Genomic DNA, 11,731 nt, shown 5'->3' with positions numbered 1-11,731 from the left:
AGGACAGGCTGATGCTGACTGTCGAATCCCTGAAGAAGTCCTACGACGAGGCGCCGGGAAGGCAGGCCCGCCGCAAGAAGAGCGACACCACCCGCACCTACGCCGTCGGCGGCGTCGACTTCGAGGTCAACGACGGCGAACTCTTCACGCTGCTCGGTCCATCCGGCTGCGGGAAGACGACGACACTGCGTTCCATCGCCGGTCTGGAACGTCCCACCGAAGGCAAGGTCTCGCTGGGCGGCCGCGTCCTGTTCGACTCGGCGCAGGACGTCAACCTCCGCCCCAACCAGCGCGGTTTCGGCATGGTCTTCCAGTCGTACGCGATCTGGCCGCATATGACCGTGGCCAAGAACGTCTCCTTCCCGCTGGAGGTCATGCCACGCGCCAAGCGGCCCTCCCGCCAGGAGATCGACCACCAGGTGGCCGACGTCCTGGAGAGCGTGGAACTCGGCTCCTACGCACAGCGGTCGGCGACCAAGCTGTCCGGCGGCCAGCAGCAGCGCCTGGCCCTGGCCCGCGCCCTGGTGACCCGGCCCGAGCTGATGCTCCTCGATGAGCCACTGTCCAATCTGGACGCCAAGCTGCGCGAGACGATGCGGTTCGAACTCAAGCGTCTGCAGCGGGAGTTGAACCTCACCGCGATCTATGTGACGCACGACCAGGCCGAGGCGCTGGTGATGTCGAGCCGAATCGCCGTGATGAACGAGGGCCGCGTCGAGCAGATCGGCAAGCCCCGTGAGATCTACACCCGGCCCGCCACCCGCTTCGTCGCCGAGTTCATCGGCACCTCCAACTTCCTGGAGGGCAAGGTCGTCGCCGTGAACGGCGACGAGGTGGAGGTGGACACCCCGCACGGCCGGCTGGTGGCCGCCGACCCGCCGCGCAAGCCCGTCGTCGGCGACCCGGTGCTCCTCTCGATCCGCCCCGAGTGCGTCGACCTGTCGCATGAGCGGCGCGGCCTGCCCAACGAGTGGACCGGTACCGTCCGGACCCGCGCGTTCCTCGGCGATGTCGTCGACCACATCGTGCGGATCGGCGACACCGAGATCCGCAACCGGTCCAACCCGACGCTCTCCATCCCGCCCGGCACGGAGGTCCACTTCTCGGTCACGCCGGACAAGGTGACGCTCGTGCCGGTCGACTGACCGGCCCCGGCCGAACCACCGCCGTCACCACCGACCACAGAGGAGGACCGTGCGTCCGACGCTTCCGGAGGTACTCCGGCAACGCGACTTCGCCCTGTACTGGGCCGGAGTGGTGCTGTGGAGATCGGCACCCGCGGGGCCGTGGCCGCCAACCTGTACCAGGTGTACGAGCTGACCGGGTCGACCGCGCAGGTCGGCCTGGTGGGCCTCGCCCAGGCCGTGGCCCTGCTGGCCCTTTCCCCGCTCGGCGGGGTGTACGCCGACCGGCTCGACCGGCGGCGTCTGCTCCAGGCCACGCAGGCCGTGGCCCTTGTCGTATCGCTCGCGCTGGCCGGCCTCACCCTGACGGGCACTGCCACGGTATGGGCGGTGGCGCTGTCCTCGCTGCTCGCCACGGCGGCCGCCACCTTCGACCAGCCGGCCAGGCAGGCGCTGATCCCGGCGCTCGTCCCGCGCGAGCGGCTCGTCGACGCGTTCGCGCTGCTCAACCCGTCGCGCGAGCTGGCCGTGCTGGCCGGTCCGGCGCTCGCCGGTGTGCTGATCGCGGCCGGCGGGCCGGGGGCTGTCTACGTGTTCGACGCCGTCACCTACGCGGTGCTCGTGGCCGTCCTCGCGATGCTGCGCGTGCCGGCGCTGCCCGGCGGGCAGGGCAAGCCCGCGGGGCTCCTGGCGAGCCTGCGAGAAGGGGCCTCGTATGTGGCCCGCCGCCCGGTGGTATGGCAGCTCATGGGCCTGGACCTGGCCGCCACCGTGAGCGGGGCCTACCGGGTGCTGCTGCCCGCGTTCGCCGCCGATGTGCTCCATGTCGGCGCCACGGGCTACGGGTTGCTGTCCGCGGCCCCCTCGGCCGGTGCGCTGCTCGGCTCGGTATGGGTGTTCCGGCTGGTGCGCACCGCTCGCTCGGGGCACCTGGTGCTGTGGGGCACCGCGGTGTACGGCCTCGCGGTGACGGGGCTCGCTCTGTCGGGCACTTTCGTCCTCGCCCTGGCCGCTGCGCTGACGCTGGGCGCGGCGGACGCGCTGGCGACGACGGTCCGGCACGCCGCCGTGCAGGTCGAGACGCCGGACGAGCTGCGCGGCCGGGTCTCGGCGATCTACCAGATGGCCTCGCGGGGCGGGCCCGCGCTCGGCGACGCCGGGATGGGGGCGCTCGCCGGGGCGATCGGCCCGGTGACCGCGCTCGCGCTCGGCGGGATCGTCCCGGCGGCCGCGGCCGGCCTGGCCGCTGTCCGGGGCCGCCACATTCGCGCCTTCGACGTCCCGAAAGCGGCGCCGTCGGCCGCTTCTTGATCCATCTGTCAGTTCTGCATCAGAGGGAGAGGTTCCTCATGAGTGTGCACACCTCAACCCAGACCACCCACTACCACGTGCAGAAACGGCGACGAGCCCAGTTCCTCGAGGACTGGCGGGCCAACCACCGCACCGTTGTCGCCCTCGAGGACGTCCCGATGCAGGTGACGGAGCGCGGTAGCCGCATCGGCGTATACGTCGGTGCCGACGGCGACCGGACCACCCGCACCATGGACGCACTCGCCCACGAGCTCGACCCGGGTGTCACCACGACGATCCACCGGCACTCCTGGGACGCGATGCTCTTCGTCGTGGCCGGCCACGGCTGGATCGAGATCGACGGCCACCGCGTGGAGTACGGCCCGGGCGACTCCCTGCACATTCCGGCATGGGCCTGGCACCGCAGCGGGAACGACGCCGGGGACACCGTGCGCTACCTGTCGTTCTCCGGCGAGCCGCTCCTCGAGACCATGGGCATGGCGATCCTCGAGGACGCCGGGCACACGCCCGTGGCCGAACTCCCGCCACGTCCGCCGTACTCGGCGGGCCGGGACGGCTCCGACCCCTACGCGGCGCGGCTGCGGCGCCTCGCCCGCGATCAGGACGCCCGGCGCTCCGGCCGCCTGCACACCGACTGGGACGAGCTGGAGCTGCGGAACACCCCCCGCGGCACCCGCACCACGTTCCTCCTGGACCGGGCGATCGGCTACCAGGCGTCCGGCATCACCATGGCCATGTTCGAGATCGGGCCGGGCCGTGCCCAGTCCATGCACCGCCACCCGGGCGAGGCCTGGCTGTACGTGGTCGAGGGCTCCGGCGAGAGCTACCTCGGCCCGGAGCCGGAGGGCGGCACCCGCCACCCGTGGAAGAAGGGCGACATCATCGTCGTCGACCACTTCCTGTGGCACCAGCACATCAACACGGACCCGGAGCGGACCGCGAAGGTAGTACGCATCCATATGTTCGACAGCCTTCTGGAGACCATGCGTGCGCTGTGCGACCCGCTGGTGCTCTTCGAGGAGCCGCCGGAGCACATCCGCGACGCGCAGGCCGGCGACCCGTCGACGATCGAGTGGCCGCCGGTGCGCCGCCCGACGTGGCCGTGAGCGGGGTGACGGGATGAGTGCGCTCCCCCACGGTGTGGCCGGCGTCCACGCGCTGCCGGCCGACCACCACGACGGGCCCTGGGACGCGGTGCTCATCGACCCGGCGGTCAAGGAGCGGCTCCTCGCGACCGCCGTCCTGGTGCTGCGGCACGGGCGGCGGCTCGCGGGGGCGGCGGTCGCCCCGCACGGTCTGGTGGTGCTGGCCGGGCCGCCGGGGACGGGCAAGTCGACGCTGGCGGGGGGTCTGGCGCAGGCCGCCGCCCGCGTCCTCGCCCCCCACGGAGCGACCACGCTCGTCGAGGTCGATCCGCACGCCTTCCCCAGCGAGCTGCTCGGGGAGAGCCAGCGGCAGGTGTCCCGTCTCTTCCGGGAGACACTGCCGGAACTGGCCGCGCGCCGGCCGCACACCGTCGTCCTGGTCGACGAGGTGGAGGCGCTGGCCGTCCGCCGGCACTCGGCGTCGTTCGACACCAACCCCGTGGACGTGCACCGCGCCACGGACGCCGTCCTCAGCGGCCTTGACGCGCTGCGGGCCGAGCGGCCCGGGACTCTCCTCGTAGTGACGACGAACTTCGCCGACGCGGTGGACGACGCGTTCCTCTCCCGCGCCGACCTGGTGATCCGTACCGAGGTCCCGGGTGAGGAGGTCGTCCCTGAGATCGTCGCGGACTCGCTGCGCGAACTGGCCTGCCAATGGGCGGAGTTGAGAACACTCGCGGCGGACGTGTCGGTGCACCGCCGGGTGGGCAAGCTGCTGCACGGGCTCGACGGGCGCCGTATCCGCAAGACCGTTCACGGGGCGCTCGCCCTGCGGGTCGCCACGGCACGCGACCCGTCCCTCCTGACGGCGGACGACCTGGTCGCCGCGGCCGAGGAGGCGGCGGAAGTTCTCCGGCTGACCGCCGGCCCGGCATAGGGCCGGCTGGCCACTGTCTCACGGAAGCGGCCCGGGGCTCGTCGAGCCCCGGGCCGCTTCCGTGAGACAGTGGTCAGCCCTCGTACTCCGGGGCGTTCTCCAGATAGTGGACCGTGTCGTAGCCCAGGTGCTTGAAGATCCGGTTCTGAGCCGAGAAGACCTTCAACGGCGTGCCGTCGTGGGCGAAGAGCTGGCAGATGTGGTTCTGCGGCACATACAGCGTGTCGCCCTTCTTGATCTCGTGCCGGCTCGGCTCGAGGGCGACCCGCGCGTAGTACTTCTCCGCGATCTCCGCCTCGACCTCCCACTGAAGCGCGTAGCCGCCGCCGTCGAGAATGTAGAGCACCTCGTCGGCCATCTTCCAGTACTTGCCCGAACGGCTGCCGGTCGGGATGTCCAGCTCGTAGGCGTCGACGGAGAACAGGCGCGCGTCGGTGCGCTCGGGCGAGGTGAGCACGCGCTGCCGGCCGAGCGGGGTGGTCTCCCAGGTCGTGTCGGCCGGAGAGATGACCTTCTTGCGGTCCAGGACACCCGGGGTCCACACCCGCGACCAGTCCTCGCGGGGGCCGAACTCGTCCGGGCGGTCGATCGGGCCGCTGCGGCCCTGCTGCCACAGGCCCATGAACATCCAGGTGCTCTTGGCCTTCACCACCAGTGCGGTGGCCTGCTCGTCGTACGGGTTGAAGTGGCGGTGGACCGAGTCGGTGTGGACGAAGACGAAGTCGTCCTTGGCCCAGTCGTAGCGCTGGTCGTCGTGGATCTCGTAACCGCGGCCCTCGAGGATGTAGAAGGCGGCCTCATTCTGGTGGCCGTGGCCGTGGTTGCTGGACTGCGGCGGCAGCTGGACGAAGTGGACCTGAACGGTCTGGGTGAGAAACTCCTCGTCACCGGGACCGATCCGCCACCAGGTGCGGGACTTCTCGCTGTCGCCGGAGTGGGCGACCTTGGCGTCGTCGACGACCACCGTGTCGTCCCGGACACGCTTGGAGGCCAACTGCCGGGTCCGGAACTCGCCGAGCCCGTACGTCTCAGAGGTGAGGCCGCGGACGAAGGTGCGCCCCTTCTTTGCCATGGATTCCTCCTGTAGGGCAGCTCAACTGACTAACGGTCTGACCATAATACCGAATCAAGGGAGTGCCAACCCTCTTGCCGGAGCCACTGCTGCCGGTACGGCTGCCGGATCCGCCGCCTCCTGCGCCGCGGGGGCATACGAAAGCGCCCCGGCTCCTGTGGGCCGGGGCGCGTTGGGAATGTGATTCAGTCCTTCACACGGGAGGCGGTCCGCTCCAGGTGGGTGCGCATGATCCTGGTCGCGGCCTCGGCGTCGCGGGCGGCGATCGCCTCGACGAACTCGCGGTGTTCCTTGGTCCCGCGCCGGCCCATCCTCGGCTCGATGGCCTGGGCCTCCCGCAGGCTCATCAGCATCGGGCCGTGGAAGGACTGCACGAGCATCTCGATCGCCGGGTTGTGCGTGCAGGCGGCGACCCGGATGTGGAAGGCCGTGGAGAGCTCCATGGTGTACTGCCCCTCCTTCATCGCCTCCGCGTGGGCGTCGCACATGGCGCGCAGATCGGCGACGTCCTCCTCCGTGGCCCGCTCCACGACCAGGGGCACCACACCCAGCTCGAAGATCAGTCGGGCCTCGGTGACCTGGGAAGCGGTGAGCGGCGAGAGCGTGAGCAGGTCGGCGAGGCCCTCGCTGACCCGGCTCGAGGTCGGCGCCGTCACAAAGGCACCGCCGCGCGCGCCGACTCTGATCTCGACGAGGCCGTTGACCTCCAGGATGCGCAGCGCCTCACGGATGGTGACCCGGCTGACGCCGAACTGCACACACAGCTCGCGTTCGCTGGGCAGGCGATCGCCCGGCTGCAGCCGTTCCTCCTTCAGCAGGCGCCGGATCTGCTCGACGATCACCTGGGAGACACGGCTCGAGGAGACGGCCTTGAACAGCTCCTGCGGGACGGCCGCCCGCCCGGACTGCGCCTCGTTCTCCGAAGTCTGACTCGCTCGGGTTGACATAGAGGCATTCTCCCATGAGAGGGCGACGCTTGACCTGCTTGTGACCAACGGAATAACGTCATACCAAAATTCCATTGGAAAACGCCCTTGGGGAGATCCGTCCGGGAGGTCCCGTGCTGCTCCTCGGCAACGATGTCACCGCCGCCGTTCTCACGATGCCCGATGCGATCGCCGCCCTGGAGGCCTCGTACGGGGACCTCGCCACGGGCGAGGGCGTCTGCCGCCCGCGTATCGACCTGCGCTTTCCGGCCGGTGCCGGCCGGGTCTACCAGTGGGGCACGATGGAGGGCGGCTCAGCCCGCACCGGGTACGCCGCGATCCGCATGAAATCCGACCTCCTCGTCGAGACCGGCCCCGAGGGGGCCGGCACTCAGGAGAAGTACTGCGTCACACCCGGCCGCTACTGCGGTCTCGTCCTGCTTCTGGACATCCGCAGCGGCGAGCCGGTGGCCCTGCTCAACGACGGCCTGCTCCAGCACCTGCGGGTCGGCGCCGACTCCGCGCTCGGCGCCCGGCACGCCGCCCGCCCCGGCAGCCGCGTGCTGGGTCTGCTCGGCTCCGGCGGCATGGCCCGCAGCCATCTGGAGGCGCTGCTGACCGTCCTCCCGCTGGAGCGCGTCCAGGTCTACAGCCCGACCCGCGCCCACCGGGAGGCGTTCGCCGCCGAGGCGCGCGAGCGGTACGGGCTCGAGGCCGTCGTCGTGGAGGACGCCGCGTCCGCCCACCGGGGCGCGGACCTCGTCGCCGGCTGCACGGACGCGGTCGGCGAGGTGGTCTTCGGCGAGCACCTCGCCCCCGGCACGCACATCACCTGCATCGGCGGCCGCCTGGACCGCCGCGCCGTCGAGCGACTCGACGTATGGCTGCGGCTCGGCGACGCCAACGCTCCTCATTCCACGCCGAGTTGGGCCACGGACGAGGAGTACGTGGTCTACCGCGCCCGACCGGACGATCCCGTCTGGCCCCGCCACCGCCACGGTCACACCCGCCGCCCGCCCCAAGGGCCACGCAGGGTCGGCCTGCGCGAGCTCCTCGACGGCACCGCACGGGCCCGCACCGACGACCGGCAGATCACCTTCTCCGAGCGCGGCAACATCCAGGGCGCCCAGTTCCACGCTGTCGCCGCCTTGATCTACGAGCGCGCGCGGGAGCGGGGCCTGGGACGCGAGATCCCGCTGGACTGGCTGCTCCAGGACATCCGCGACTGATCCAGGGCCTATTGGTATAACCATTGACGCTTTCGCATGCTCCCGCCTACCGTGATCAACACACACCTGCCCCTCCCGCCCTTCCCCCGTGTGTGACCGAAGGAGCAGCCCCGATGACCCACCGCCTCCCTCTCTCCTTCGCCTGCGGTGACTACGACCGCGTGCGCGCCCTCCAGGACGGCCGTGTGCGGCCCGAAGGCATCGACCTCACCTTCCTGCCGCTGGGCGTGGAGGAGACGTTCTACCGGCAGCTCCGGCACCGCGAGTTCGACGTCAGCGAACTGAGCCTGTCCAGCTACTCGATGACCCTCGACCAGGACGACCCGCCCTTCGTCGCCCTGCCCGTCTTCCCCTCCCGCTTCTTCCGCCACCAGTCGATCTACGTCAACCTCCGCAGCGGCATCGAGAAGCCGGCGGACCTCGTCGGCAAGCGTGTCGGTACGCCCGAGTACCAGATGACGGCCGGCGTGTGGCAGCGCGGCATCCTCGCCGAGGAGTACGGGGTGCCTGTCGAGTCGGTCCACTACTTCACCGGCGGCATCGAGCAGCCCGGCCGCCCCGAGAAGCTCCCGCTGGACCTCCCCTCCACGGTGAAGATCACGCCGATCGGCCCGGAGCAGACCCTCTCCCGGATGCTCGCCGACGGCGAGATCGACGCGATCTACAGCGCCAGCCAGCCCTCCTGCATGGGCCGCGACCCGCACATCCGGCACCTCTTCGAGGACTTCCCGGCCGTCGAGCGCGACTACTACGCCCGCACCGGCATCTTCCCGATCATGCACGTGGTCGCCGTACGCAGAGCCCTTGTCGAACGACACCCGTGGATCACCCGCTCGCTGACCAAGGCCTTCGAAGAGTCCCTCCGCATCGCCTACGACGACCTGCGCTACCGCAGCGCGCTGAAGATCATGCTGCCGTGGTTGCAGGAGCACGTGACCGCCACGGCCGAGGCGCTCGGCGAGGGCTGGTGGGACTACGGCCTGGAGAACAACCGGACCGCGCTGGAGACCTTCGCCCGCTACCAGCACGAGCAACATCTCGTCTCCCGCCACCGCACGGCGGAGGAGCTGGTGCTGGCGTCCGCCTCCGACACCTTCGTCCTGTGACGTCCACGTCCGCTCCCCAGGAGCTGATCGCGCTCGGCTGCCGGATCCTCGCGTTCCGCGGCCTGGCCGCCGACATCCTCGGCCACATCTCCCTACGCCGCGACGACGGTGCCCTGTACGTGCGATGCCGGGGCCCACACGAACGAGGGCTGCTCCTCACCGAGCCCTCCGACGTCCATCCCATCCCCCTGGACAGCGAGCCGGCGCCACCCGACGGCTACCGGGCCCCCAACGAACTCCCCATCCACCGCGAGATCCTGCGCGCCCGTCCCGACGTCGAAGCGGTCGTCCACGTCCACCCGCCCCATGTGGTGGCCGCCGACCTGGCCGGCCTGCCCCTGCGCCCCATCGTCGGCGCGTACGACATCCCAGCCATGCGCATGGCACTCGACGGCATTCCCGTCTATCCGAGGGCGGTCCTGGTGACCCGCGCCGACCTCGGCCAGGAGGTGGTCGCGGCCCTCGCCGACCGCCCGGTCGCGATCCTCCGTGGCCACGGCATCGTCGCCACCGGGGACTCCGTACAGCAAGCCGTGGTACGGGCCCTGTCGGTCGAGTCGCTCGCGATCATGACCCTGCGCTCGGCCGCCGGACCCACACTCCCCTCCCCCCTGCCACCGCAGGACATCGCCGAACTCCCGGACCTGGGAGGCGGGTTCAACGACACGCTGGTGTGGAAGAGCCATGTGGCGGCCTTGGAACACGCGGGTCTGGGGCTCTGACCACACGGAAGGGGGGCACCCCTGGTGGCTTCGGCCGCCAGGACGTTGCCCAGGGCGATCACGTGGTCTCCTCCCTCGACCACATCCGCGACCTCGCGGGCCGTGCGGGACGTCCATGAGGGCGAGTCCGACGACGGCGATGAGCCCGAACGCGCCCGGGAGGAGGAAGACGTGGGGCGGGCCGACTGCCGCGACGCCCAGTCCTCCCGCGGCACCGCCCAACGCGGAGCTGAGTGCGGCGGAGCTGATGAAGATTGCGGACACGGTGGCGACCGCGCTGGGCAGCAGCCGCTGGGCCATGATGATCCCAAGTGCCGCGAAGACGCCCCACACGCCGCCCATGAGGATCTGCCCGGCGAGCAGTCCGGGCACGGTGGCGGTGGTGGCGAAGCAGATGTTGGCGCCAACGCCGAAGGCGGCTGCCAGTGGCCGCCTGGAGCCGGACTCCGTTCTGGAGGTTGGCCCCTGCCCGGCACGGCTGGCGACAACCGCGTCGAACCATGCCCATCCCGTGTCGCCGTGCGGCACCCGGAGTCCGGGCGCCGCCCCTGCGCCGATCTGCCCGGCGACAGTGACGCTTTGTCACAGTCGACGGCGATCGCCCCGGCACGCCGGCCGACGCGGATCCGCTCGGCCAGGTCGGCGCGCAGCCGCGCGAAGCGCGCCTGGACGAATTCCCGGGTGCGAGGGTGGGCCTGCGCCTGCAGGGCATCGGTGGTCAGTGTGGCGTAGAGCTCGACCAGACCGGGGATCGCCCGGTTCTGTTCGGCGCTCTGCTCCATCACCGCCACTGCCGACACCTCCTCCGGCGTCGGCTTGGCGTCCCCTCCCGCCTCGTGAGCGCGGTACACCTCCAGCAGCAGATCGTCGCGCGTCGCGAAGTAGTACCGCAGTGCCGCATGCGACACACCGATCGAGTCGCCGATCGCCCGCAGCGACGCGCCCACCCCCTGCACGGCGAACAACTCGATGGCGCGCGCGATGATCTGCGCGCGCCTCTCGGGGCCCTTCCGGTACGACCGCCTGCGCGCCGACGTTCGTGGGGTGATTCAGGTGGTGCCCCGCATCCGGATTCAGGGCACGAGGTGACCGGCGGCGCGGAACAGTTCGTACCACTCGGCCCGGGTGAGTCGAAGTTCGGAGCCCTGGGCGGCGCCCGCGACGCGCTCCGGGTTGGTGGTGCCGAGCACGACCTGCATCTGAGCGGGGTGGCGGGTGATCCAGGCAGTCGCGATCGCGATGGCGGGGACGTCGTACTGGCCGGCCAGGCGGTCGATAACGGCGTTGAGCTCGGGGTAGTCCGGCGAACCGAGGAAGACACCCGTGAAGAAGCCGGCCTGGAAGGGAGACCACGCCTGGATGGTGATGTCGTTCAGACGGCAGTAGTCGACGATCCCTCCGCCGTCGAGGGTGGCCGACTGCTGCTCCGTGAGCATGTTCGCAGCGACCCCTTGACCGATGATCGGCGCGTGTGTGATCGAGAGCTGAAGCTGGTTGGCCACGATGGGCTGACGTACGTACCTGCGCAGCAGGTCGATCTGGCGTGGGGTCTGGTTCGAGACGCCGAAGGCGCGTACCTTGCCCGAGGATTCGAGCTCATCGAAGGCGCGGGCCACCTCTTCGGGCTCGACAAGCGCGTCGGGGCGGTGCAGCAGCAGGATGTCGATGCGGTCAGTCCGCAGGGCCGCGAGTGAGCCCTCGACCGATGCGACGATGTGCTCGTAAGAGAAGTCGTAGTACGGCCCGTCCGTCACGATTCCCGCCTTGGTCTGGATCGTGATCTCGTCGCGCTGCGACGGGCTCAGCGCCATCGCGTCGGCGAAGCGGCGTTCACAAGCGTGCAGCTCGCCGCCGTAGATGTCGGCGTGGTCGACGAAGTCGATGCCCGCGTCGCGCGCGGTGCGGACGAGTTCGCGGACGTCCTCGTCGGTCTTGTCGGCGATACGCATCAGGCCGAGCACGACGTTCGGGGCGAGGATGTCGGTGCCGGGCATGGTGAAGGTCTTCACGACGGTTTCCTTTCAGATGTTCAGGTCCGCACGGTACAAGGCGGGGCCCACTGTGCACTTGAGGGGGGCGGAGGGTCCATCGGCGGCGAACGCGATCTCGGCGGCGGGCAGCGAGTCCCGGATACTCGCGCCGAAGCGGCAGCCGGGTGTCCATAGCGGTCGTTGGACAGCCGACGGGGCCACTGCGATCGGTCAGGACGACGGCGATAG

10 protein-coding genes and 2 pseudogenes are annotated in these 11,731 nt (G+C 70.5%); 7 read left to right on the top strand and 5 right to left on the bottom strand.

What is annotated here, in order from left to right; genetic code table 11:
• The first annotated feature begins 11 nt into the window (after positions 1-11).
• The 4 genes from BLV72_RS37500 (at position 12) to BLV72_RS37485 (ending at position 4,457) form a co-directional block, all read left to right on the top strand.
• Complete coding sequence (locus BLV72_RS37500; RefSeq protein WP_093467995.1) at positions 12-1,145, top strand: ABC transporter ATP-binding protein; 1,134 nt, start codon at positions 12-14, stop codon at positions 1,143-1,145.
• 117 nt (positions 1,146-1,262) lie between these two features.
• The gene (locus tag BLV72_RS37495) at positions 1,263-2,435 is read left to right on the top strand and encodes an MFS transporter (protein WP_244321205.1); all 1,173 of its coding nucleotides are present in this window, start codon (positions 1,263-1,265) and stop codon (positions 2,433-2,435) included.
• A gap of 38 nt (positions 2,436-2,473) precedes the next feature.
• Positions 2,474-3,541: a cupin domain-containing protein gene (locus BLV72_RS37490; RefSeq protein ID WP_093467994.1), complete on the top strand. Its 1,068-nt coding sequence runs from the start codon at positions 2,474-2,476 to the stop codon at positions 3,539-3,541.
• Between the two features lie 13 nt (positions 3,542-3,554).
• On the top strand, positions 3,555-4,457 hold the full coding sequence (locus tag BLV72_RS37485) for an AAA family ATPase (RefSeq protein ID WP_093467992.1): 903 nt from the start codon (positions 3,555-3,557) through the stop codon (positions 4,455-4,457).
• 73 nt (positions 4,458-4,530) lie between these two features.
• On the opposite strand, the gene BLV72_RS37480 is transcribed toward BLV72_RS37485, so the two are convergent.
• Both BLV72_RS37480 and BLV72_RS37475 read right to left on the bottom strand, forming a co-directional pair.
• Positions 4,531-5,529 (bottom strand): cupin domain-containing protein, encoded by a 999-nt coding sequence (locus BLV72_RS37480; protein ID WP_093467991.1) that lies wholly within the window; start codon positions 5,527-5,529, stop codon positions 4,531-4,533.
• Positions 5,530-5,714: 185 nt separating this feature from the next.
• Entirely contained in the window at positions 5,715-6,476 is a 762-nt protein-coding gene (locus tag BLV72_RS37475; RefSeq protein WP_093467989.1) for a FadR/GntR family transcriptional regulator, read from the bottom strand.
• A gap of 113 nt (positions 6,477-6,589) precedes the next feature.
• On the opposite strand from BLV72_RS37475, the gene BLV72_RS37470 reads away from it, so the two are divergent.
• The 3 genes from BLV72_RS37470 (at position 6,590) to phtC (ending at position 9,512) form a co-directional block, all read left to right on the top strand.
• Positions 6,590-7,684, top strand: a complete 1,095-nt coding sequence (locus BLV72_RS37470) for an ornithine cyclodeaminase family protein (RefSeq protein WP_093467988.1) — start codon at positions 6,590-6,592, stop codon at positions 7,682-7,684.
• Between the two features lie 113 nt (positions 7,685-7,797).
• Entirely contained in the window at positions 7,798-8,790 is a 993-nt protein-coding gene (locus BLV72_RS37465) for a substrate-binding domain-containing protein (protein WP_093467986.1), read from the top strand.
• On the top strand, positions 8,787-9,512 hold the full coding sequence (gene phtC / locus BLV72_RS37460) for a 3,4-dihydroxyphthalate decarboxylase (RefSeq protein ID WP_093467985.1): 726 nt from the start codon (positions 8,787-8,789) through the stop codon (positions 9,510-9,512). The genes BLV72_RS37465 and phtC overlap by 4 nt, the downstream gene beginning before the upstream one ends.
• 153 nt (positions 9,513-9,665) lie before the next feature.
• On the opposite strand, the pseudogene BLV72_RS52230 reads toward phtC, so the two are convergent.
• The 3 genes and pseudogenes from BLV72_RS52230 to BLV72_RS37445 form a co-directional block, all read right to left on the bottom strand.
• A pseudogene (locus BLV72_RS52230) lies at positions 9,666-9,884 on the bottom strand (hypothetical protein); the annotation flags it as partial.
• 488 nt (positions 9,885-10,372) lie between these two features.
• Positions 10,373-10,495 (bottom strand): annotated as a pseudogene (locus BLV72_RS51235) (TetR family transcriptional regulator); the annotation flags it as partial.
• A 90-nt stretch (positions 10,496-10,585) separates the two neighbouring features.
• Positions 10,586-11,521, bottom strand: a complete 936-nt coding sequence (locus tag BLV72_RS37445; RefSeq protein ID WP_093467983.1) for an aldo/keto reductase — start codon at positions 11,519-11,521, stop codon at positions 10,586-10,588.
• Positions 11,522-11,731: the final 210 nt, after the last annotated feature.

This window comes from Streptomyces melanosporofaciens, from assembly GCF_900105695.1.
Taxonomy (GTDB): domain Bacteria; phylum Actinomycetota; class Actinomycetes; order Streptomycetales; family Streptomycetaceae; genus Streptomyces; species Streptomyces antimycoticus.
Note: the sequence above shows the minus strand (reverse complement) of the source record. Positions and strands in the feature narration are given on the sequence as shown.